The following is a 21,479-nucleotide window of genomic DNA, read 5'->3' as shown; positions in this document are numbered from 1 at the left end:
CAACTCACATGCAGTGATCTCCGATTGACGCTACGTTGGGCGACAGTCCGGTCAATTCGGGCATTGCATATGCACCTTGAATGTTCAGGACAGTCGCTTCAGAAGCACCGCAGACGCGACGGGTCGGGCACCGGCCCTGGCGACCCCGTCGGCCACCTCGCGGTCGGTCGAGGCGACGATGACCGGACGCCCCGGCGGCTCCGCTCGCACCAGCTGGCGGATGAGCTCGTCGGCCGTGACGCCCGGCTTGGAGAACAGCACCCGGACGCCGCGCGGCGGGGCGAGCAGGACGGGCGCCGCCAGTTCGGCGCCGTCGAAGACACAGGTCACCTCGGCGCCGGTCTGCGCGGCGAGCTGCGAGAGCTGGCCGAGCAGCCGCAGGCGCTGCTTCTCCAGCGGCATCTGCGGATAGCCGGTCTTGGTGACGTTGTAGCCGTCGACCACCAAGTGCGCCTGTGGCAGGGCGAGAAGCTGGTCGAGAATGGCCGGATCACTGTCCGACAGGGCCCGCGCGGCGATGTCCTTCGGGGTCATTCGTCCCGGTTCGACCGCATCCACGGTCTCGGCCGGACGGACCGAGACGGGCGGCAACGCCAGTTCCCGGCGCAGTCCTTGGGCCGCCTCCAGCACGGTGTCGAGCAGCAGCCGTACCCGCATGTCCTCGACGCTGCGCCCCTCCCGGGCGGCCCGCCGGGTCGCCTCCAGGGCGGCCTCGGCCTCCCCCAGGCGGGCCTTGAGCCGCCGGGTCTCGCTCTCGGCGGTGGACACCTGGGCCTGCCCCTCGGCCCGCACGGCCTCGATCTCGCTCTGGACCTTGCGCAGGGCCGCCTCGCCGCGCTTGACGTCGCTCAGGGCCGCCCGGAGCTTGCGGTGAAGCGATTCCGCTTCCTTCTTCGCCGTCTCCAACTCGGTACGCAGCCGCTCGGTCTCGGCCCGGGTCTGCTCCCGGGCCCGGTCGAGCTCCTCGCGCAGCCGCTCCAGTTCGGCCCGGCTCTCCTCGTCCGCGCGCTCGGCGTCCGCCCGCTGGGCCTCCTCGCCGGCCGCGGTGACCAGCTTCACCCAGCCCGTGGGACGCAGTACATAGGCCGCGGCCGCCACGTCGAGCGGGTCCGCGGCCGGGGGCGGCGAGCCGGAGTCGAGGGCGCCGGCGAGTTCCGGCTGGGCCTCTCTCAGTTTCTCGCCGATGCGCTGCCGGAACAGGGCGTCGGTCTCCAGGGCCGCCGCCATGGCGTTCCCGGCGAACTTCGCCCGGCGGTTCGGGGCGAACCGGGCGTACTGCCGCAACTGGGCGGGCAGTTCGCCGACGGTCAGCCCGCCGAAACCGTCCGAGACGATCTGTACGACACGGCGTCGCACGCCGTCGGGCAGCGGACGGTCAAGCACCTCAGCGGTGCCGTCGCCCGGCCCCCCGCCTGTGGTCTCCACCATCCGTCACACCCCAATATCCGTACGGGGCCGCTCCCGGTCAGGAGTCGGCGCCCGGCCTGTCCACCAGTTCCACCTGGTCCACCGCGTTGCACCAGCGGCAGCGGACCGACTCGATGGTCTCACTGACCACCTCGCGCTCCTCGACCTTCGGCTCTCCGGCCAGGTCGAGATGGACGTACTCGACGACCTTCGAGGCGCGCGTCACGTCGAAACGCGTGAGGTTGCCGCAGAGGGAGCAGCGCCACCGCGTCGTGGCGGTAGGCAGGGGAACCGGCATCGTGGCTGTTCGCTTCCTTCTAGTGTCCGTGACGCGCCATCTGCCCGACGCGTGTGGCTCGTAACCCTACGGCCTGGTGGGGACTCGTCGCTGGTGCGTCCATGGCGGCGAGGCGGTCTGCGGGAGTGCGTCCCCTTACGTCATGCTCTGTGTCCATGATCAGCAACTGGAGCGCGGTGGCCGCGAGGACCTTCAGGGCGGTTCGGGGCACGCCGGCGCCGATGACGTACACCTTCATCGCCCTGTGCTGCCTGATCTTCGTGATGGGTCCGGCGTCGGGGCTCAATCCGGCGTACGGCACGGGGGACGCGCTGCTCGCCGTGCAGCGGGCGTACTTCCGGCACTGGGGCGTCATCCCCGCGAAGCTGTTCGAGCAGCCGGCGCAGGAGGCCCTCACCCCCGCCACGGCCCTCTTCGTGCACGGCAGCTGGGTGCATCTGCTCGGCAACATGCTCTTCCTCTACGTCTTCGGGGCGATGACCGAGGAGCGGATGGGCCGCGTGCAGTTCACCCTGTTCTACGTCGGCTGCGGCTATCTCGCGCTGATCGGCTACGCGGCCGCCAACGCCTCGTCCCAGCAGTCGCTGGTGGGCGCGTCCGGGGCGATCTCGGCGGTACTCGGAGCGTTCCTGTACCTGTTCCCCGATGCCCGTGTCACCAGTCTCCTCCCCTTCCTGTTCTTCCTCCCACTGCGCTTCCCGGCCTGGGTGGTCCTGCCCTTCTGGGCGGCCATCCAGTGGCTGGCGGCGGGCCGCGCCTCCCAGGGTCCGGGGGTGGCCTATCTGGCCCATCTGGTGGGCTTCTCGCTGGGCTTCGTCTTCGCGTGGGTGCGGTTCGGGCGGCCTACTAAAGTGAGGGACGCCCCAGCTCCGGCCCCCGAGGGAGAGAAACAGCCGTGATCACCGCGATCGTCCTCATCAAGACCAGCGTGGACCGGATCCCCGAGATCGCGGAGCAGATCGCTTCGCTGGACTCGGTGAGCGAGGTCTTCTCCGTCACCGGTACGTACGACCTGATCGCGATGGTGCGGGTCAAGGAGCACGAGGAGCTGGCGGAGGTCATCCCGGGCCGGATCAGCAAGATCCCCGGGGTGGAGGGAACGGACACGCACGTGGCCTTCCGCACGTACTCGCAGCACGACCTCGAGGCGGCGTTCTCGATCGGGCTGGACAACTAGCCGCTCGGTCGGGACGACCTACCCGCTCGGTCAGGACGGCTAGACGGTCACGTCGACCGCCGCGATCCCGGTGCCCGAGGGTACGTAGAGGCGGCCGGCGCGGACGACCGGGGTGTGCTGGTCGTCGCCCTGGCTCCGGCCGATGTCCGCGCTCCAGCGTGGCCCGCCGTCGACCAGGGCCAGGGTCTGGACGCGGTCGTCGACGCGGGCGTACACGGTGTCGCCGGACACCACCGCGCCGGGAAGCGAGGAGGTGCCGTCGCCGACCTGGCGCGTCCACGCCTTGGTGCCGTCGGCGGCGCGCAGCGCGTAGACGCCGCCGTTCTCGGTGGCGACGGCGAGGGACCGGTTGCCGGGGACCGGGGCCGTCGGACTGCTGTCCGGATTGCGCCACAGCCGCCTGCCGTCCGTGCTCCGGAAGCCCTGCAGGCCGGGGCCGGAGTCGGCGAGCAGCGTCGTGCCGGCCAGCGCCGACACCCTCACGTCGGTTCCGCCCGGCACGGACCACTTCCGGGAGCCGTCCGTGGCGTCCAGCGCCAGCAGCCGGTCTCCGTAGCTGCCGGTGTAGACCACGCCGCCCGCGACCAGCGGGATGCCGGTGGGGCCGGCGGGGGTCGTCACGAGCCAGCGCTCGCTGCCGTCGGCGGCGACGCAGCGCAGGCCGCCGGCGTCGGTGCCGCCCATGACGACGAGGACGTGGTCGCCGAGCAGGACCGGGATGCCGTAACCGTGGTCGCCGAGGGTCTGCTGCCACTTCGGGGTGCCGTCGAGGGCCACGGCGCGCAGGCGGCGCAGGTTGCGGTCGTGGTCCCAGGTCACGCAGAAGACGCCGGCCGCGGTGACCACGGGGGTCGAGACCTCGTCACCGAGCTTGATCTTCCAGCGGCGGCTTCCCGTGCGCGAGACGGCGTGCAGGGTGCCGCTGGAGCTGCCCAGGTAGACGGCGGAGCCGTCCGGGGAGAGGGCGACGCAGGGGCCGTCCAGCCCGCCGAGGCCACCGACGTCGTACTGCCACCGCAGCATGGCGGGCCCGCCGGTACGGTCCCCGCCCGTGCGGGACGCCCCCACGGACGTGCCTCCCCTCTCGCCCTCGCTCCCCGTCCCCCGCTGCCAGAGCCACCCTCCGACCCCGGCCCCCGCGGCAACGACGGCCCCACCGGCCAAGACCTGCAACAACCGCCGCCGCCCGGGAGCCACCACGCCCGCCGGGGTGACGGTGCTCGCGTACGCATCGGGCACGGAGGCTTCGGCCACAGGTGGAGCAACGGCAGCGCTCACGGACGCGGGGACACCGGTCCCGGATGCGCCTGCCTCGGCTTCGGCCTCGGACGCGCCAACGGCTGACGCACCCGTGCCGGCACCGATCACGAACGCGCTGGAATCGGCACCGGGCGCGGCGGCGTCGATCACAGACGCGTCCGATTCGGCCACAGCCGCGTAGGCATCCGCAACCGGTGCGGCGCCGTCGGTTCCGGACACGGCGATGTCGGCGACAGGCAGGGCACTTCCGGTCGCAGTCTGGTCGGCATCAGTCACGGACGCGGTGCTGTCAGCCCCTGGCACGGCGGCGTCGATCAAGGACGCGGCAGCGTGCGACGCAGACGCGTCGACATCGGTCGCAGGCGTGGCAACTCCGGATGCAGAAACCTTGCCGTCAGGCCCGGGCGCGACCATGTCGGCCCCCGGCGCACCGGCGTCGATCAAGGACGCGGCAGCATCCGCGCCGGACACGGCAGAGTGCGACGCAGACGCGGCGACATCCGTGCCGGGCACGGCAGAGTGCGACGCAGACGCGTCGACATCGGTCGCAGGCGTGGCAACGCCGGACGCGGAAACCTTGCCGTCAGGCCCGGGCGCGACCATGTCGACCCCCGGCGCACCGACGTCGATCAAGGACGCGGCAGCATCCGCACCGGACACAGCAGCGTGCGACGCAGACGCGGCGACATCCGCGCCGGACACGGCAGCTCCCGGTGCCGACGTCGCTGTCGGTGGTGTGGGGGTGTGTGGGGCCGCGTACTCCACGCCGGTCGCGTGGGGCGCCGGGATCCAGTGGGGGGTGGTGTGGGGCGGTGTGGGGTCGGGGGTGGCCGCGTACCAGCCCGGGCGGATGTCCGTGCGCAGTGAGGCCGGGGTGTGGCCGGTGGACGTCAGGAGGTCCGCGGGGGTCGGGCGCTCCAGTGGGTCCTCTCGCAGGCAGGCCGCCACCAGCGGGCGCAGGTCGTCCGGCACCCCGGACAGGTCGAAGTCGCGGGTCAGGATGCGCAGCAGGATCACCGAGTCCTGGCCCTCGCCGAACGGCTCGCGTCCGGCCGCCGCGTAGGCCAGGACCGCGCCCAGGGAGAAAACGTCGCTCGGCGGTCCCACCTGGCCGCCGTTGCGGATCTGCTCGGGCGAGACGTAGCCGACCGAGCCCACCACCGCGCCGGTGCGGGTCAGCGCCGTGGCCTCCAGGGCCCGTACGATCCCGAAGTCGATGACCCGGGGGCCGTCCGCGCCCAGCAGGATGTTGGAGGGCTTCAGGTCGCGGTGGACCATCCCCTTGGCATGGATGGCGGCGAGCGCCTCCCCGAGGGCCCCCGCCAGGACCCGTACCGCCGACCGGGGCAGCGCGCCCCCGTCCAGCACCGCGTCCCGCAGGTTCGGTCCCTCCACGAACTCCGTTGCCATCCAGGGCCGTTCCGCCCCGGTGTCGGCGTCCACCACCCGCGCGGTGTACGTGCCCGCCCCGCCGACGGTCTGCGCGGCCCGTACCTCATGACGGAACCGGGCCCGGAAGGTGCGGTCCTCGGCGTGCTCGGCGCGCACCACCTTCACCGCGAGCCGGAGTCCGGTGCGCGACTCGGCGAGATACACCTCGCCCATCCCGCCCGCGCCGAGCCTGCCCAGGACCTCGTACGGCCCGATCCGCCGCGGATCCGCCGCGCGCAGCGCGTCCACCCCGTGCTCCCCCGTCAAGAGTCCGGCTGACAGGGGGAGCGTATACCGCGGTGACGTACGGCGATCAGACGGCCGGGACGCAGCGCCCGTCCTCGGTGCGGTACTGCCACTTGGCGCCGTCCCGGACCAGTTCCTTCACGGCGTTCACGAACCGGTCGACGTGCTCGTCCGGCGTGCCCGCGCCGAAGCTGACGCGGACGGCGTTGAGGGACTTCTCGCCGGGCGCGGCCTCCGGAGCGCCGCACTCGCCCTGGGTCTGCGGGTCGCTGCCCAGCAGGGTGCGGACGAGCGGGTGCGCGCAGAACAGGCCGTCGCGGACCCCGATGCCGTACTCGGCGGAGAGCGCGGCGGCGAAGTGCGAGCTGTTCCAGCCCTCGACGACGAAGGAGATCACGCCGACGCGCGGGGCGTCGTCGCCGAAGAGGGAGAGGACGCGGACCTGCGGGACCTCGGCCAGGCCGTCCCTGACCTTGCGGATCAGGTGCTCCTCACGGGCCACCAGGGTGTCGAATCCGGCCTCGGTCAGGGCCTTGCAGGCGGAGGCGATGGAGTAGACGCCGATGACGTTCGGGGAGCCGGCCTCGTGGCGGGCCGCGGTCTCGTGCCACTCCACGGCCACTCCCCCGTCCGCACGGCGGCTGACCCCGCGGCTGGCGCCGCCGCCCGCCAGGTACGGCTCGGCCGCGCGCAGCCAGTCGGCGCGGCCGGCCAGCACTCCGGAGCCGAAGGGGGCGTACAGCTTGTGACCGGAGAAGGCGACCCAGTCGACGTCCAGGTCCTGGACCGACACCGGGTGGTGGGGGGCCAGCTGGGCGGCGTCCAGGACGATCCGGGCACCGTGCGCGTGGGCGGCGGCGGCCAGTTCGCGGACCGGCCACAGCTCGCCGGTGACGTTGGAGGCGCCCGTGACGCAGACGAGGGCCGGGCCGTGAGGGTCACGGTCGGCGAGGGCCCGCTCCAGGGTCGCGACCGCCTCGCGCGGGCTGCGCGGGGCGTCGAGGTAGCTGACCCGGGCGTCCTTCCAGGGCAGCAGCGAGGCGTGGTGCTCGGTCTCGAAGACGAAGACGTGGCAGTCGGCGGGCAGCGCGGCGGCGAGCAGGTTGAGGGAGTCGGTGGTGGACCGGGTGAAGATCACCTGGTCGGCGTCGCGGCAGTCGAGGAACTCGGCGACGGTCGCGCGGGCGTTCTCGAAGAGGTCGGTGGAGAGCTGGGAGAGGTAGCCGGCGCCGCGGTGGACGCTGCCGTAGTAGGGGGCGTAGGCCGCCACGTCGTCCCAGACGCGCTGGAGGGCGGGGGCGCTGGCCGCGTAGTCGAGCGCGGCGTAGGTGACTTCGCCGCCCGTGACGAGCGGGACGGTGACGTCCTCGCCCAGGACGGGCAGCGGCCCCGGAATGTCACAGCAAACGGTCCGGACGGCGGCAGCGGTGGAGACGGACATGGTGAACTCCCGTGAGAAGCAAGGCGGAACCACCACGCGAGCACGCACGGCTCAAGCGCGGGGAAGGTGAAAAGGGGTACGCGGAGGCGGGGCTCTACGCCCTATCGCATTCGCTTGCTCACAGAAGGCTCCCTCGACGACCAGGACCCCTGGTGTACGAGGGGTCCGCGCTTGCCGTAGACCTCGCTGCCTACGACCTGGTCCTCACCCGGGGCACCCCGCCACGGACGGAGGGTTGCCGGACAGTCGGCCGGGGCCTCATGACTGTCACTCATGACCTGGACAGGAAAGTACGTGAAGTGATCGCGGTCCCGCAACCCGTGTCCGGATCGCGGGACCGCCGACCGCTCATGTCAGGCGTTGCTCGCGGCCACCCACCGCTCCAGCACCCGCTTGGCCGAGCCCGAGTCGATCGACTCCGCGGCCTTGGCCATCTGGGCGCCGAGCTGCTCGGCGAGGGTGCCGGGGCCCGGGTCGAGGGCCACCAGGGCGGCCGCCGAGTTCAGCAGCACCGCGTCCCGTACGGGCCCCTTCTCGCCGTCCAGCAGCCGCCGGGCGACCTCCGCGTTGTACGACGGGTCCCCGCCCCGCAGCGCCTCCACCGGCACCAGTTCGAGGCCGACGTCCCGCGGGTCGAAGCTCTCCTCGGTGACCTTGCCGTCCCGGACGACCCAGACGCGGGAGGTGGACGTCGTGGTCAGCTCGTCGAGCCCGTCGTCGCCGCGGAACACCAGGGAGGAGTTGCCGCGCTCGGCCAGGACGCCCGCGATCATCGGCGCCAGCCGGGGGTCCGCGACGCCGACCGCCTGGGACCTGACCTTGGCCGGGTTGGTCAGCGGTCCGAGGGCGTTGAAGACCGTGCGGATGCCCAACTGGCCGCGGGCCGCGGCGACATGGCGCAGCGCAGGGTGGAACTTCACGGCGAAGCAGAAGGTGATGCCCGCCTCCTCCGCGACCTCGGCGACGCGCTGGGGCGTCAGGTCGAGGTTCACGCCGAGCTTCTCCAGGACGTCGGAGGAGCCGGACGCGGACGAGGCGGCCCGGTTGCCGTGCTTGACGACCTTGGCGCCGGTGCCGGCCACCACCAGCGCCGACATCGTGGAGATGTTCACCGTCTTCGCGCCGTCGCCGCCCGTGCCGACGATGTCGACCGTGCGGCCGGACACCTCGATCACCTTGGCGTGCTCGTACATCGCCCGGACGACGCCCGTGATCTCCTCGACGGTCTCGCCCTTGGCCCGCAGTGCCACCACGAAGCCGGCGATCTGCGCGTCGGTCGCCTCGCCGCGCATGATCCGGTCCATCGCCCAGGCCGTCGCGTCGGCGCTCTGGTCACGACCGTCCAGCAGGGCGTTCAGTACCTCGGGCCAGGAACGGCCCGCCGCGGTGTCGCCTCCAGCGGGGGTCACAGCGCTCATAAGCCGCTCCTGGGTGAGGTCCCGGATTCCGGGACGCCAATCTCAACAAGGTCCACCCTATCCAGCCGCCGGGCATGGCGAAGGGCCCCGTCCGAACACCGGACGGGGCCCCTGCCGTGGCGTGGCGTGCGCAGCGATCAGTGGTGGCCGTGGCCGCTCGTGATCTCCTTGTACTCCTCGACGGTGGCCTTCGGGATCTGGGACTCCTCGCCGTAGAGCGCGTCGCTGAGCTTGGCTCGCAGCTTCTGCGAGCCCGGCACCTTGCGCTCGACACCGTTCTCGTCGACCGTCGGGCCGATCTCGGCCGGCGCGTACTGCTCGTGCGCCGTGAGGGTGTGCAGCTGCTCCTGGCTGAGCGGCTCGTGGATCTCGATGAACTCACCGTGCGGCAGGCGCTTGATGATGCCGGTCTCGCGACCGTGCAGCACCTTCTCCCGGTCCCGGCGCTGCAGGCCGAGGCAGATCCGCTTGGTGAGGAGGAACGCCAGGACCGGTCCGACGAAGACGAAGATCCGGACGAACCAGGTGACCGCGTTGATCGACAGGTTGAAGTGCGTGGCCCACAGGTCGTTGCCACCGCCGACCAGCAGCGTCAGGTACACCGTCATCCAGGCGACACCGAGCCCGGTGCGCGTCGGGGCGTTGCGCGGGCGGTCCAGGATGTGGTGCTCGCGCTTGTCCCCGGTGACCCAGGACTCGATGAACGGGTAGACCGCGATCGCGACCAGGACCAGCGGGAAGATCACCAGCGGGATGAACACACCCAGGACGAGCGTGTGACCCCAGAAGTTGACCTCCCAGCCCGGCATGAAGCGGATCAGGCCCTCGGAGAAGCCCATGTACCAGTCGGGCTGGGCGCCGGTGGACACCTGGTCCGGACGGTAGGGGCCGATGGCCCAGATCGGGTTGATCTGCGCGACCGCGGCGATGGCCGCGATGACGCCGAAGACCAGGAAGAAGAAGCCTCCGGCCTTGGCCATGTACACCGGCAGCAGCGGCATGCCGACGACGTTCTTCTCGGACTTTCCGGGACCCGCGAACTGCGTGTGCTTGTGGTAGAAGACCAGGATCAGGTGGCCCACCACCAGGCCGAGCATGATGCCCGGCAGCAGCAGGATGTGGACCGAGTAGAACCGGGCCACGAAGTCGTGGCCGGGGAACTGACCGCCGAAGAGGAAGAACGACAGGTACGTGCCGACGATCGGCACGGACAGGACCGCGCCCTCCATGAAGCGGACACCGGTGCCGGAGAGCAGGTCGTCCGGGAGCGAGTAACCGGTGAAGCCGGTGAACATGCCCAGGACGAACAGCAGGAAGCCGAACAGCCAGTTGATCTCACGCGGCTTGCGGAACGCGCCGGTGAAGAACACGCGCATCATGTGCACGAACATGCCGGCCAGGAAGATCAGCGCGGCCCAGTGGTGGATCTGCCGGATGAGCAGACCACCGCGCACGTCGAAGGAGATGTGCAGGGTCGAGCTGAACGCCTCGGACATCAGCTGTCCCTGCAGCGGGACGTAGCTGCCGTGGTACACCACCTCGTTCATCGACGGGTGGAAGAACAGCGTCAGATACACACCCGTGAGGATGATGATGATGAAGCTGTACAGGCACACTTCGCCCAACATGAACGACCAGTGGTCGGGGAAGATCTTGCGCATGTTGGTCTTGGCCAGGGAGTAGATCCCGAGCCGGCCGTCGGCCCAGTCGGCGACGCGCTCGCCGGCGGGCGCCTTGCCGCGTCGCTCGTTGTTCTCGTTGGTGCTCATCCGCGCTCCCAGAATGCAGGACCGACGGGCTCTTCGAAGTCGCCGAGCGCCTCGAGGTAGCCCTCGTCGTTCACGCCGATGCGGAGCTGCGGCAGGGCGTGACCGGCGGGGCCGAAGATCACCCGGGCACCGTCGGAGAGGTCGAAGGTGGACTGGTGGCAGGGGCACAGCACGTGGTGCGTCTGCTGCTCGTACAGCGAGATCGGGCAACCGACGTGGGTGCAGATCTTCGAGTACGCCACGATGCCCTCGTGCGACCACGCGAGCTCGCGCTTGTCCTTGATGTTGTCCGGCTGGAGCCGGACGATCATCAGGGCCGCCTTGGCGATCTCTTCCTGGAACTCCTCGTCGGTCTCCTCCAGGCCCTCGGGCTTGGCGAAGGTCAACGAGCCGACGGCGACGTCCTCGGGCCGCAGCGGCTCGTTGGTGTTCATGTTGACGAGCAGCTTGCCCTTGGCCCACAGGGTGTGCCGCAGCGACGTCCCGGGCAGCGGGCCGAGGTCACGCAGCAGCATGACGCCGGAGAGCGGCACCAGGGCGAGCGCACCGAACATCGTGGTGCGGATCAGCCCGCGGCGGCCGATCGCCGACTCCTTGGCACCCTGCTTGAAGTCGGCGATGACCTTCGCCTTGACCTCCGGCGGCGCCGAGATCGCGTGACGCTCGTCGGCGATCTCCACGTCGGACATCAGGGTGCGGGCCCAGTGGACCGCGCCCGCGCCGATGCAGAACAGCGCCGCGCCGAGGGTCAGGCCCAGCGCGAAGTTCAGCGCGCTGACGTGACCGATCGGGAAGACGAAGATCGACTTGTCGTGCGGGATCGCCACGTACGAGGCGATGAAGCCGACGGTGGCGAGCATCGAGACCGTGAACAGCAGGGCGACGGCGCGCTCGGACCGCTTGGCGGCGCGCTCGTCGATGTCCTGGATCCGGTGCTCGTGGGGCGGCAGGCCCGGGTCCGCGAACGGGTCCTTCTCGTCCGCGATGCTCACCGCGCCGTGCGCGGTCTCCTGCTCAGCGGGCAGGTTCTCTTCTGGAATGTCTTGGCTACTCATGACTTCTTGGCCTTTGCGGTCCGAGCGGCGACCCAGACGGCGACCGCGATCAATGCGCCGAGACCGAAGATCCACGCGAACAGGCCCTCGGTGACCGGCCCGAGGCCGCCCAGTTCGAGACCGCCGGGGTTCTCCGTCTGGTCGCTGTCGACCGCGTTCAGGTACGCGATGACGTCCTTCTTGTTCTTCTCCGACAGGGTCGTGTCGGGGAAGGACGGCATGTTCTGCGGGCCGGTGAGCATGGCCTCGTAGATGTGCTTCGGGGCGACGCCCGCAAGGGGCGGCGCGTACTTGCCATCGGTCAGGGCGCCGCCCTTGCCGGTGAAGTTGTGGCACTGCGCGCAGTTGGTGCGGAACAGTTCACCGCCCTTGGCGATGTCCGCGCCCTCGGGGCTGTACTGCTCGCCCGTCGGCACCTGCGGACCCGCGCCCAGCGAGGCGACGTACGCCGCGAGCATGTCGATCTGGGCCTGCGTGTAGACGGGCTTCTTGCGCGGAGCCTGGGCGCCCTGGGAGGTGGCGGCGGGCATACGGCCGGTGCCGACCTGGAAGTCGACGGCCGCGGCGCCGACGCCCACCAGGCTCGGCCCGTCGGAGGAGCCCTGGCCACCGGTGCCGTGGCAGCTGGCGCAACCGACCGAGTAGAGCTTCTTGCCCTGCTCGATGGTCAGGGACTGGGCGGTTTCATCGGCCTGCGCCTTGCTCGCGGGCGCGAACGCGGAGTACAGCCCCCCCGTGGCCGCCAGCGCGAGGAGTAGGACGACGACCGCCGCCAGCGGATGGCGTCGTCGTGCGGAGAGCTTTTTCACGGATTACCCCGGTGTCAGGATCTTCTGCGTCGATGCTTCTGGGATGTGCGTTTCGAGGAACGCGTGCGGGAACGGCCCCGGCTACTTGATCATGTAGATCGTGGCGAAGAGGCCGATCCAGACGACATCGACGAAGTGCCAGTAGTAGGACACGACGATGGCCGCGGTCGCCTGCTCGTGGGTGAACCTCTTCGCCGCGTAGGTGCGGCCGAGGACGAACAGGAAGGCGATGAGGCCGCCCGTCACGTGCATGCCGTGGAAGCCGGTGGTCAGGTAGAACACCGAGCCGTACGGGTCGGAGGAGAGCGAGAGCCCGTCCTTCTTCACCAGCTCGGTGTACTCGTAGATCTGACCGCCGATGAAGATCGCACCCATGATGAAGGTGACGATGAACCAGGCACGGAGCTTCTTCACGTCACCGCGCTCGGCGGCGAAGACGCCCATCTGGCAGGTGAAGGAGGAGAGCACCAGGATCGTGGTGTTCGTCGCCGAGAACGGGAAGTTCAAGGCCTCGGCCATGTGCTTCCAGTGCTCTGGACCGGTCACCGATCGGAGGGTGAAGTACATCGCGAAGAGGGCCGCGAAGAACATCAGCTCGGAACTCAGCCAGATGATGGTTCCGACGCTGGTGAGGTTCGGCCGATTGACCGACGGGTGCGCGTGCCCGGTATCTACTGTCGTTGCTGTCGCCACGACCGACATTATGTCGGTCGCTTATCCCGCCCTCACTCCGGGGGGTGCCGTTCGGAGTGTCCGTACCGTGTGTACTGCCCGGATGGCCCATCCAGCGGTCTTTCGAAGTCCTGTCCGAGCCGCTGTTGACACGGTGTCGGAGGGGGTAGCATCCGGCCCATCGATCCTGTCCGTACGACGCTGACGTCCCGGAGGAACAATGCAGCCGACCGCCACGGTGCTGGTCTACAGCGACGACTCCAACACCCGCGAGCAGGTGCGGCTCGCCACCGGACGCAGGCCGGCTCCGGACGTCCCTGTGGTGGAGTTCGTGGAATGCGCGACTCCCGCCGCCGTTGTGACGGAGCTGGACAAGGGTGGCATCGACGTCTGCGTGCTGGACGGTGAGGCCGTGCCCATGGGGGGCATGGGCCTGTGCCGCCAGATCAAGGACGAGGTGTTCAACTGCCCGCCGGTGCTCGTGCTGATCGGCCGCCCGCAGGACGCGTGGCTGGCCACCTGGAGCCGCGCCGACGCGGCTGTGACGCTCCCTGTGGAGCCGGTGGAGTTCGCCGGTGCCCTGGCGGCCCTGCTGCGGCAGAAGAGGCTCCAGAGCGCCTAGGGGCCCACGGGCAGGGGGCCGGCGGTCATACCGCCGTCGGCCGGAGGCGGTCCGCGTCCTGGGGCTTCGGGGCGTCCTGCTTGCCGTTGGTCAGGGCGCTGCCCGAGCGCCACTTGGCCCAGTCGAGGTTCCAGTCGCCGAAGCCGTTGCCGAACGGCTCCATCTCGTGCCCGTTGGAGTTGACGACCTTGACCAGGTCGCCGGGGTGGAACGTGCCGAAGAACCACTCGGCGTTGCTGGTGTTCATACCGGTGCAGCCGTGGCTGACGTTCGCGGACCCCTGGGAGCCGACCGACCAGGGTGCCGCGTGCACGTACTCGCCGGACCAGGTGACGCGGGTCGCGTAGTACACGGGCAGGTCGTAGGAGTCGGAGCTGTCCTCGGAGATACCGACGGTGGTGCCGCGCATCCGTACGAAGTACTGCTTCTCCAGCACCACCTTGACGCCGTTGCGGGTCTCGAAGCCGGGCTTTCCGGTGGTGACCGGGATCGTGTTGATCAGCGCGTCGTTCTTGTAGACCGTCATGGAGTGCGCCGAGGCGTCCGTGACGCCCACGATCTTGTCGCCCGTGGTGATGGTCAGCGGCTTGGCCTTGCCGCCCCACAGCCGGTCGCCGATCTTCACGCCCTCCAGGTTGCTGTGCACCAGGATGGTCGCGTGGGCGGGCCAGTAGTCCTTGGGGCGGAAGTGCAGTTGCTTGTCGTTCACCCAGTACCAGGTGCCGTCCGCGGCGGGCGTGGAGTCCACCCTGAGGGCGCGCTCGACGACGGCCCGCTGGGCCTTGTCCTTGATGGGCTGGTTGAGGTCGGCCGTGACGGGCTGCCCGACGCCGTACTGGCCCGCCTTGGGCCCGAAAGTGACGTCCAGGGTCTTCTTGGTGGTGGGCTTGCTGGTGTCGAAGGTGAGGACCTTGCGGCCGGGGGCCCCGTCCTCGTCCTCGGTGCTGACCCGCACCGTGTAGTGGGCGTCCGCGGCCAGCGGGGAGGTGCTGTGCCAGCGGCTGCCGTCGGCGGCCAGTTCGCCCGCCACGTAGCGTCCCGTCGAGTCGGTGGCCGTGACGTCCGTGATGCGTCCCTCACCGTCCTCCGCGGTGACCTCCAGGGGCTTGTCCGGGTCGACCTTCTTCCCCGCCCCGGTGGGGCTGTTGAAGGAGATCTGGTCCGCTGCGTCGTACGGCTCGGCCGCCAGCGGGTTTTCGTCCGAACCACACGCGGTGGCGCCGGCGCCCAGGGCGGTCACCAGCAGCGTGCAGCCGACGACGACGGTGCGGGTGCGCGGAGAGGTTCTCATGGCCTCACGCTAAGAAGCTTCACCGGCCGCGGCGCGGTGGATGGGGCCGAACGGGGGACGCGCGCGGGGTGCCCCCGCACCGCAGACGAAGGAGCCCGGACCTCCTGACGGAGTGTCCGGGCTCCCCTGTTGGCGCGGCGCCGTGCTACTGGGTGCGGTTCTCACCGTGGTAGTACTCGAAGACCCAGCCGAACAGGCCGATCACGATGATCGGCGCCGAGAAGTACAGCAGCCACCAGCCGACCGCGACACCGAGGAAGGCCAGCGCGCCACCGATGCCGAGGGCGAGCGGCTGCCAGCTGTGCGGGCTGAAGAAGCCCAGCTCGCCCGCGTCGTCCGCGACGTCGGCCTCCTTGTTGTCCTGGGCACCCGCGTCGACCCGCCGGGCGGTGAAGCCCAGGTAGAAGCCGATCATGATGCTCAGGCCGAAGGCCAGGAAGAGCGCCGTGGTACCGGCCGGCTCCTTCGACCACACGCCATAGACGATCGCCATGACGAGGAGGAAGACGCTCAGCCAGACGAACAACCGGCCCTGGATCTTCACTTGCCGGCCTCCTTGCTGCCCGCGATGGCGCTGCTGCCGTGACCGGCGAGCTCCAGCTGCTCCATGGCGGCGATCTCCGGGTGGTGCAGGTCGAACGCCGGGGATTCACTGCGGATCCGCGGCAGGGTGATGAAGTTGTGCCGCGGCGGCGGGCAGGAGGTCGCCCACTCAAGGGAGCGGCCGTAGCCCCACGGGTCGTCGACCTCGACCTTCTTGCCGTACTTGGCCGTCTTCCACACGTTGTAGAGGAACGGCAGGATCGACAGGCCGAGCACGAACGAGCTGATCGTCGAGACCGTGTTCAGGGCAGTGAATCCGTCGGCCGCGAGGTAGTCGGCGTAGCGACGCGGCATGCCCTCGGCGCCCAGCCAGTGCTGGACCAGGAACGTGCCGTGGAAGCCGATGAACAGCGTCCAGAAGGTGATCTTGCCGAGCCGCTCGTCCAGCATCTTGCCGGTGAACTTCGGCCACCAGAAGTGGAAGCCGGAGAACATCGCGAACACCACGGTGCCAAACACCACGTAGTGGAAGTGCGCCACCACGAAGTACGAGTCCGAGACGTGGAAGTCCATCGGCGGCGAGGCCAGGATGACACCGGTCAGACCACCGAACGTGAAGGTGATCAGGAAGCCGGTCGCCCAGAGCATCGGTGTCTCGAAGGACAGCGAGCCCTTCCACATGGTGCCGATCCAGTTGAAGAACTTCACACCGGTCGGTACCGCGATCAGGAAGGTCATGAAGGAGAAGAACGGCAGCAGCACACCGCCGGTGACGTACATGTGGTGGGCCCACACGGTCACGGACAGACCGGCGATCGAGATGGTCGCGGCGATCAGGCCCATGTAGCCGAACATCGGCTTGCGGGAGAAGACCGGGATGACCTCGGAGATGATGCCGAAGAACGGCAGCGCGATGATGTACACCTCTGGATGGCCGAAGAACCAGAAGAGGTGTTGCCACAACAGGGCTCCGCCGTTGGCGGAATCAAATACATGGGCGCCGAACTTGCGGTCCGCCTCCAGGGCGAACAGCGCGGCCGCGAGGACCGGGAAGGCGAGCAGGATCAGGACGGCGGTCAGCAGCACGTTCCACACGAAGATCGGCATGCGGAACATGGTCATGCCCGGGGCGCGCATGCAGATGATCGTGGTGATGAAGTTGACCGCGCCGAGGATCGTGCCGAAGCCGGAGAAGGCCAGACCCATGATCCACATGTCGGCGCCGATGCCCGGCGAGCGGACCGCGTCCGACAGCGGGGAGTAGGCGAACCAGCCGAAGTCGGCCGCGCCGTCCGGGGTGAGGAAGCCACCGACCGCGATCGTCGAGCCGAACAGGTAGAGCCAGTAGGCGAACATGTTCAGACGCGGGAAGGCGACGTCGGGGGCACCGATCTGGAGCGGCATGATCCAGTTCGTGAAGCCGGCGAACAGCGGCGTCGCGAACATCAGCAGCATGATCGTGCCGTGCATCGTGAACGCCTGGTTGAACTGCTCGTTCGACATGAACTGCAGGCCCGGACGGGCCAGCTCGGCACGCATGAGCAGTGCCATCACGCCGCCGATCAGGAAGAACGCGAACGACGTGACGAGGTACAGCGTTCCGATCGTCTTGTGGTCGGTGGTCGTCAGCCACTTCACCACGACGTTGCCGGGCTGCTTGCGCCTGACCGGCAGCTCGTTCTCGTACGAGTCTTCAGCTGCCGCGGCACCCTGGGGTTCGTTGAGGATGCTCACAGGTTGTTCGTCTCCCGGTTCTTCTCGTGCGGCGTCTGCGCGATGCCGGCGGGAATGTAACCGGTCTGCCCCTTCTTGGCGAGGTCCTTGAGGTGCTGCTCGTAACGCTCGGGAGAGACGACCTTCACGTTGAACAGCATCCGGGAGTGGTCGACGCCGCAGAGCTCGGCGCACTTGCCGAGGAACGTGCCCTCCTGGCTGGGAATCACCTGGAAGGCGTTGGTGTGGCCCGGGATGACGTCCATCTTCATCAGGAACGGCACCACCCAGAAGGAGTGGATGACGTCACGCGAGGTGAGGACGAAACGGACCGTCTTGCCCTTGGGAAGCCAGAGGGTCGGGCCGGGGTTGCCGGTCTGCGGGTTCCTCGTGCCGGGCGTACCGACGTCGTAGACACCGCCGGCGTTCGCCGGGAAGTCCTTCTTGAACCGGTCCGGAATGGCGACCAGTTCCGGGGACGTCTTGGCGTTGCCGGTGGAACCGGGCACATCCGCGACGTAGTTGAAGCCCCAGCTCCACTGGAAGCCGACCACGTTGACCGTGACGTCGGGCTTCTTGGAGAGGTCCAGGAGCTTCGTCTCGTCCCGGGCCGTGAAGTAGAACAGGACCGAGATGATGATGATCGGGACCACCGTGTACAGGGCCTCGATCGGCATGTTGTACCGGGTCTGCGGAGGTACCTCGACCTTGGTGCGGCTGCGCCTGTGGAACATGGCCGCCCAGAGGATCAGGCCCCACACCAGCACGCCGACGGCGAGCGCGGCAGCCCAGGAGCCCTGCCACAGGGAGAGGATCCGCGGAGCCTCTTCCGTGACCGGGGTGGGCATACCAAGGCGGGGGAAGTCCTTGTATGTGCAACCGGTAGCGGTCGCCAGGACCAGGCCCGCGGTCATTGCCTGCAGCAGCTTCCGCCGCATCGGGCGCCGCGGCGAGCGGTCGGAGCCGTTGGGACTCACGTAGCGCCTTCCCGAGAGTCTCGCCCGCGCGTTTGGCTGCGGCCTTCTCGCTGGTCGGTCGCCGTCCTGCGTCGGGCAGGGGTTTGATGTTTATGCGGACCAAACCCTAGCCGACGCCCTCCGGGGGTTCGAGGGGAGGGTGCCATACGCGCTGCGGGTCACCCGAAAGCGCCTAGTAGCTCGGGGGTTCGTGTGGTTCGGCGGGTGCGGGAGCCTCTCGGCCGGTCGCGCAGTTCCTCGCGCCTTCGTGACCTGCCGCAAGCTTTAACGTTGCTGTATGTCCTACTTCGACGCTGCCTCCGGCGCTCCCCTTCATCCCGTTGCCCGTCAGGCGTTGTTGGCCTCTCTCGACGAGGGATGGGCCGATCCCTCCCGGCTCTACCGGGAAGGGCGCAGGGCGAGGCTGCTGCTCGACGCCGCGCGGGAGGCGGCCGCCGAGGCCGTGGGGTGCCGGAGTGATGAGCTGGTGTTCACATCGTCCGGTACGCGTGCCGTGCATATGGGAGTCGCTGGAGCGCTGGCCGGGCGTCGGCGGGTCGGACGCCACCTGATCGTGTCAGCGGTCGAACACTCCTCGGTGCTCCATTCGGCCGAGGCGTTCGAGGCGGACGGCGGGACGGTGACCCGGGTGCCGGTGCTGCGTTCCGGTGCGGTGAGCGTCGAGTCGTACGAGAAGGAGCTGCGGCCGGACACCGCGCTGGCCTGTCTGCAGTCGGCCAACCACGAGGTGGGGACCGAGCAGCCGGTCGCGGCGGTGGCCGGGGCGTGCCGGGCGGCCGGGGTGCCGCTGCTGGTGGACGCGGCCCAGTCGCTGGGCTGGGGGCGGGTGGAGGGCGACTGGTCGCTGCTGGCGGCGAGCGCCCACAAGTGGGGCGGGCCGTCCGGGGTCGGACTGCTCGTCGTGCGCAAGGGAGTGCGGTTCGCCTCCCAAGGGCCCGTGGACGAGCGGGAGTCGGGGCGTGCGGCCGGGTTCGAGAACATCCCGGCCGTCGTGGCCGCGGCCGCCTCACTGCGGGCGGTACGAGCGGAGGCGGCCGCCGAGGCGGTACGGCTGCGGGAGCTGACGGAGCGGATCCGGGCGCGGGTACCGCAGTTGGTGCCGGACGTGGAGGTGGTCGGCGATCCGGAGCACCGGCTGCCCGGGATCGTCACCTTCTCCTGTCTCTATGTGGACGGCGAGGCCCTGCTGCACGCGTTGGACCGGGAGGGTTTCTCCGTATCGTCCGGATCGTCCTGTACGAGCAGCACGCTGACGCCGAGCCATGTGCTGACGGCGATGGGGGTGCTGACCGAGGGGAACGTACGGGTGTCGCTGCCGCCGGGGACGGCCGAGGAGGACGTCGAGCGGTTCCTCGGGGTGCTCGCGGGGGCGGTGGCCGGGGTACGGGAGAAGCTGGGGGCGCCGGCTCCGGCGACCGTGGTGCGGGCCGAGGAGCTGGTGGTGGACGCCCTCGGCAAGCGCTGCCCGATCCCGGTGATCGAGCTGGCCAAGGTCATCGGGGACGTGCCGGTGGGCGGCACGGTGCGGGTCCTGTCGGACGACGAGGCGGCCCGGCTGGACATTCCCGCGTGGTGCGAGATGCGGGGGCAGGAGTACATGGGTGAGGAGCCGGCGGACCAGGGGTCGGCGTACGTGGTCCGCCGGGTGTCCTGATCAGGCCAGGTGCGCCTGGACCTCGGCGGCGGCGTCATGGCCGTACGCCTTGGTGAAGCGGTCCATGAAGTGGGCGCGGCGCAGCTGGTACTCCTGGGTGCCGACCGTCTCGATGACGAGGGTGGCGAGCATGCAGCCGACCTGGGCGGCGCGCTCCAGGGAGACGCCCCAGGCGAGGCCGGAGAGGAAGCCGGCGCGGAAGGCGTCGCCGACGCCGGTGGGGTCGGCCTTGCGCTCCTCCTCCGGGCAGCCGACCTCGATCGGGTCCTCGCCGGCCCGCTCGATGCGGACGCCGCGGGAGCCGAGGGTGGTGACGCGGTGGCCGACCTTGCCGAGGATCTCCTCGTCGGTCCAGCCGGTCTTGGACTCGATGAGGCCCTTCTCGTACTCGTTGGAGAAGAGGTACTTCGCGCCGTCCAGCAGTATCCGGATCTCTTCGCCGTCCATGCGGGCGATCTGCTGGGAGAAGTCGGCGGCGAAGGCGATGGAACGGGAGCGGCACTCCTCCGTGTGGCGGAGCATCGCCTCCGGGTCGTCGGCGCCGATCAGGACCAGGTCGAGGCCGTCGACGCGGTCCGCGACCGTCTTCAGCTCGATGAGGCGGGCCTCGCTCATCGCGCCCGTGTAGAAGGAGCCGATCTGGTTGTGGTCCGCGTCGGTGGTGCACACGAAGCGGGCGGTGTGCAGGGTCTCGGAGATACGGACCGACTCGGTGTCGACACCGTGCCGGTCGAGCCACGCACGGTAGTCGTCGAAGTCGAAGCCGGCGGCGCCGACCAGGATCGGCTTCGAGCCGAGCTGTCCCATGCCGAAGGCGATGTTCGCGGCTACGCCGCCCCGGCGTACGTCCAGGTTGTCGACCAGGAAGGAGAGCGAGACCGTGTGCAGCTGGTCCGCGACGAACTGGTCGGCGAAGCGGCCGGGAAAGGTCATGAGGTGGTCGGTGGCGATGGAGCCGGTGACTGCGATGCGCACGGCGAGGACTCTCCTGGAGGGGGGCGGGTTGACAGTTCACGCTACCGGGTTCGGGCGAGGCTCTGAAGTTGGCAAAACTACCCGATAGTAGATCTTTCTTCGCGCGGCTCGACGTGCTTACGGTTCCGCCATGACGAACCTGAAGGTCCATGCCTCCGTTCCGGCCGATCTCGACGGCGACCTGGCGTCGCTGCGCGGGGACTGTGCGCGGATGGCTCCCCACTGGGCCGCTCCCGAGCACATCGATGCCCGTCCGGTCTCCCCGTCACTCATCCACGGCGTGAAGGTCCCGGCCAGGTCCGCCCGACTGCTGGACGCGATGTCCGACTACGGCGACTGAGCGACGCCCCAGTGAAGTACGCCCCCTGATCCGCCCCGGCGCCTTTCAGGGAACCGCGCGCTCCCCCGCTGCGTCCCATTGCCGTCCCCCGTGAAGGGGATGCGGGATACGACCCAGCGAGGAGCGATGCGGTGAACACCGAGCGACCCGACCACGACGACGCGGAGGCCTCCGGCGGGCCGCGGAACACGGAGCCCGGCGACGGAACTCCCTCGGGCGACTCGGAGACGACGCAGGCACCGAGCACGGCTTTCGAAGCGACTACCGGCGAGAACGCGGAAGCGTCCGCCGGTACGTCAGCTGCCCCGGAGGCCGGGGACGACTCACCGACCGACAAGGCCCTGGGGGCGCAGGACGGCGAAGCCATGGGCTCGGAGGCCA

General features: G+C 69.7%; 19 protein-coding genes and 1 riboswitch. Of the genes, 5 read left to right on the top strand and 14 right to left on the bottom strand.

The features are described 5' to 3' along the window. Positions 1 to 84: 84 nt before the first annotated feature. Positions 85 to 1,428 (bottom strand): NYN domain-containing protein, encoded by a 1,344-nt coding sequence (locus AB0I54_RS18185; RefSeq protein WP_363296994.1) that lies wholly within the window; start codon positions 1,426 to 1,428, stop codon positions 85 to 87. A 37-nt stretch (positions 1,429 to 1,465) separates the two neighbouring features. Beyond that, positions 1,466 to 1,705, bottom strand: coding sequence for a hypothetical protein (locus tag AB0I54_RS18180; protein ID WP_263207863.1), 240 nt, complete (start codon positions 1,703 to 1,705; stop codon positions 1,466 to 1,468). Between the two features lie 155 nt (positions 1,706 to 1,860). On the opposite strand from AB0I54_RS18180, the gene AB0I54_RS18175 reads away from it, so the two are divergent. Both AB0I54_RS18175 and AB0I54_RS18170 read left to right on the top strand, forming a co-directional pair. After that, on the top strand, positions 1,861 to 2,604 hold the full coding sequence (locus AB0I54_RS18175) for a rhomboid family intramembrane serine protease (protein WP_363296993.1): 744 nt from the start codon (positions 1,861 to 1,863) through the stop codon (positions 2,602 to 2,604). Further along, the gene (locus AB0I54_RS18170) at positions 2,601 to 2,882 is read left to right on the top strand and encodes an Lrp/AsnC ligand binding domain-containing protein (protein ID WP_363296992.1); all 282 of its coding nucleotides are present in this window, start codon (positions 2,601 to 2,603) and stop codon (positions 2,880 to 2,882) included. Before AB0I54_RS18175 ends, AB0I54_RS18170 begins: the two co-directional genes overlap by 4 nt. Positions 2,883 to 2,921: 39 nt before the next feature. On the opposite strand, the gene AB0I54_RS18165 is transcribed toward AB0I54_RS18170, so the two are convergent. From AB0I54_RS18165 to AB0I54_RS18135, 7 genes are all read right to left on the bottom strand, one after another. Further along, entirely contained in the window at positions 2,922 to 5,822 is a 2,901-nt protein-coding gene (locus tag AB0I54_RS18165; RefSeq protein ID WP_363296991.1) for a serine/threonine-protein kinase, read from the bottom strand. 64 nt (positions 5,823 to 5,886) lie between these two features. Further along, positions 5,887 to 7,260: an aminotransferase class V-fold PLP-dependent enzyme gene (locus tag AB0I54_RS18160; RefSeq protein ID WP_363296990.1), complete on the bottom strand. Its 1,374-nt coding sequence runs from the start codon at positions 7,258 to 7,260 to the stop codon at positions 5,887 to 5,889. 162 nt (positions 7,261 to 7,422) lie between these two features. After that, positions 7,423 to 7,539: riboswitch (SAM riboswitch) on the bottom strand. Between the two features lie 74 nt (positions 7,540 to 7,613). Further along, positions 7,614 to 8,678 carry an anthranilate phosphoribosyltransferase gene (trpD, locus tag AB0I54_RS18155; protein ID WP_363296989.1) on the bottom strand — a complete coding sequence of 355 codons (1,065 nt, stop codon included), beginning with the start codon at positions 8,676 to 8,678 and terminating at the stop codon, positions 7,614 to 7,616. Positions 8,679 to 8,815: 137 nt separating this feature from the next. Then, complete coding sequence (locus AB0I54_RS18150) at positions 8,816 to 10,447, bottom strand: cytochrome bc complex cytochrome b subunit (protein ID WP_363296988.1); 1,632 nt, start codon at positions 10,445 to 10,447, stop codon at positions 8,816 to 8,818. After that, positions 10,444 to 11,502: a Rieske 2Fe-2S domain-containing protein gene (locus AB0I54_RS18145; protein WP_363296986.1), complete on the bottom strand. Its 1,059-nt coding sequence runs from the start codon at positions 11,500 to 11,502 to the stop codon at positions 10,444 to 10,446. The genes AB0I54_RS18150 and AB0I54_RS18145 overlap by 4 nt, the downstream gene beginning before the upstream one ends. Then, positions 11,499 to 12,311, bottom strand: coding sequence for a c-type cytochrome (locus AB0I54_RS18140; protein ID WP_363296985.1), 813 nt, complete (start codon positions 12,309 to 12,311; stop codon positions 11,499 to 11,501). The genes AB0I54_RS18145 and AB0I54_RS18140 overlap by 4 nt, the downstream gene beginning before the upstream one ends. A gap of 81 nt (positions 12,312 to 12,392) precedes the next feature. Continuing rightward, a complete protein-coding gene (locus AB0I54_RS18135) occupies positions 12,393 to 13,013 on the bottom strand; it encodes a heme-copper oxidase subunit III (protein ID WP_316753902.1) in 621 nt (206 codons plus the stop codon). 190 nt (positions 13,014 to 13,203) lie between these two features. Here AB0I54_RS18135 and AB0I54_RS18130 point away from each other — a divergent pair, with 190 nt between their 5' ends. Beyond that, positions 13,204 to 13,605 carry a hypothetical protein gene (locus AB0I54_RS18130; RefSeq protein ID WP_363296984.1) on the top strand — a complete coding sequence of 134 codons (402 nt, stop codon included), beginning with the start codon at positions 13,204 to 13,206 and terminating at the stop codon, positions 13,603 to 13,605. Between the two features lie 25 nt (positions 13,606 to 13,630). On the opposite strand, the gene AB0I54_RS18125 is transcribed toward AB0I54_RS18130, so the two are convergent. From AB0I54_RS18125 to coxB, 4 genes are all read right to left on the bottom strand, one after another. After that, a complete protein-coding gene (locus AB0I54_RS18125; RefSeq protein WP_363296983.1) occupies positions 13,631 to 14,896 on the bottom strand; it encodes an Ig-like domain-containing protein in 1,266 nt (421 codons plus the stop codon). 145 nt (positions 14,897 to 15,041) lie between these two features. Continuing rightward, complete coding sequence (locus AB0I54_RS18120) at positions 15,042 to 15,440, bottom strand: cytochrome c oxidase subunit 4 (RefSeq protein WP_363296982.1); 399 nt, start codon at positions 15,438 to 15,440, stop codon at positions 15,042 to 15,044. Further along, on the bottom strand, positions 15,437 to 17,173 hold the full coding sequence (gene ctaD / locus AB0I54_RS18115; protein WP_363296981.1) for a cytochrome c oxidase subunit I: 1,737 nt from the start codon (positions 17,171 to 17,173) through the stop codon (positions 15,437 to 15,439). Before ctaD ends, AB0I54_RS18120 begins: the two co-directional genes overlap by 4 nt. Next, positions 17,170 to 18,129 (bottom strand): cytochrome c oxidase subunit II, encoded by a 960-nt coding sequence (gene coxB, locus AB0I54_RS18110; protein WP_363296980.1) that lies wholly within the window; start codon positions 18,127 to 18,129, stop codon positions 17,170 to 17,172. Before coxB ends, ctaD begins: the two co-directional genes overlap by 4 nt. 277 nt (positions 18,130 to 18,406) lie before the next feature. On the opposite strand from coxB, the gene AB0I54_RS18105 reads away from it, so the two are divergent. Further along, positions 18,407 to 19,783, top strand: a complete 1,377-nt coding sequence (locus AB0I54_RS18105) for an aminotransferase class V-fold PLP-dependent enzyme (protein ID WP_363296979.1) — start codon at positions 18,407 to 18,409, stop codon at positions 19,781 to 19,783. On the opposite strand, the gene AB0I54_RS18100 is transcribed toward AB0I54_RS18105, so the two are convergent. Then, positions 19,784 to 20,758: a carbohydrate kinase family protein gene (locus tag AB0I54_RS18100; RefSeq protein ID WP_363296978.1), complete on the bottom strand. Its 975-nt coding sequence runs from the start codon at positions 20,756 to 20,758 to the stop codon at positions 19,784 to 19,786. A gap of 130 nt (positions 20,759 to 20,888) precedes the next feature. On the opposite strand from AB0I54_RS18100, the gene AB0I54_RS18095 reads away from it, so the two are divergent. Further along, positions 20,889 to 21,098, top strand: coding sequence for a hypothetical protein (locus AB0I54_RS18095; protein WP_363296977.1), 210 nt, complete (start codon positions 20,889 to 20,891; stop codon positions 21,096 to 21,098). Positions 21,099 to 21,479: the final 381 nt, after the last annotated feature.

The organism is Streptomyces sp. NPDC050625 (assembly GCF_040654755.1).
Lineage (GTDB): Bacteria > Actinomycetota > Actinomycetes > Streptomycetales > Streptomycetaceae > Streptomyces.
The sequence above is the reverse complement of the archived record's forward strand: the minus strand, read 5'-3'. Positions and strand labels throughout refer to the sequence as shown.

Coding starts and splice junctions, on each gene's coding strand:
- AB0I54_RS18185 (WP_363296994.1), bottom strand. CDS start 1,428: ATGGTGGAGACCACAGGCGGGGGGCCGGGCGACGGCACCGCTGAGGTG.
- AB0I54_RS18180 (WP_263207863.1), bottom strand. CDS start 1,705: ATGCCGGTTCCCCTGCCTACCGCCACGACGCGGTGGCGCTGCTCCCTC.
- AB0I54_RS18175 (WP_363296993.1), top strand. CDS start 1,861: ATGATCAGCAACTGGAGCGCGGTGGCCGCGAGGACCTTCAGGGCGGTT.
- AB0I54_RS18160 (WP_363296990.1), bottom strand. CDS start 7,260: ATGTCCGTCTCCACCGCTGCCGCCGTCCGGACCGTTTGCTGTGACATT.
- trpD (WP_363296989.1), bottom strand. CDS start 8,678: ATGAGCGCTGTGACCCCCGCTGGAGGCGACACCGCGGCGGGCCGTTCC.
- AB0I54_RS18150 (WP_363296988.1), bottom strand. CDS start 10,447: ATGAGCACCAACGAGAACAACGAGCGACGCGGCAAGGCGCCCGCCGGC.
- AB0I54_RS18145 (WP_363296986.1), bottom strand. CDS start 11,502: ATGAGTAGCCAAGACATTCCAGAAGAGAACCTGCCCGCTGAGCAGGAG.
- AB0I54_RS18135 (WP_316753902.1), bottom strand. CDS start 13,013: ATGTCGGTCGTGGCGACAGCAACGACAGTAGATACCGGGCACGCGCAC.
- AB0I54_RS18130 (WP_363296984.1), top strand. CDS start 13,204: ATGCAGCCGACCGCCACGGTGCTGGTCTACAGCGACGACTCCAACACC.
- AB0I54_RS18125 (WP_363296983.1), bottom strand. CDS start 14,896: ATGAGAACCTCTCCGCGCACCCGCACCGTCGTCGTCGGCTGCACGCTG.
- AB0I54_RS18105 (WP_363296979.1), top strand. CDS start 18,407: ATGTCCTACTTCGACGCTGCCTCCGGCGCTCCCCTTCATCCCGTTGCC.
- AB0I54_RS18095 (WP_363296977.1), top strand. CDS start 20,889: ATGACGAACCTGAAGGTCCATGCCTCCGTTCCGGCCGATCTCGACGGC.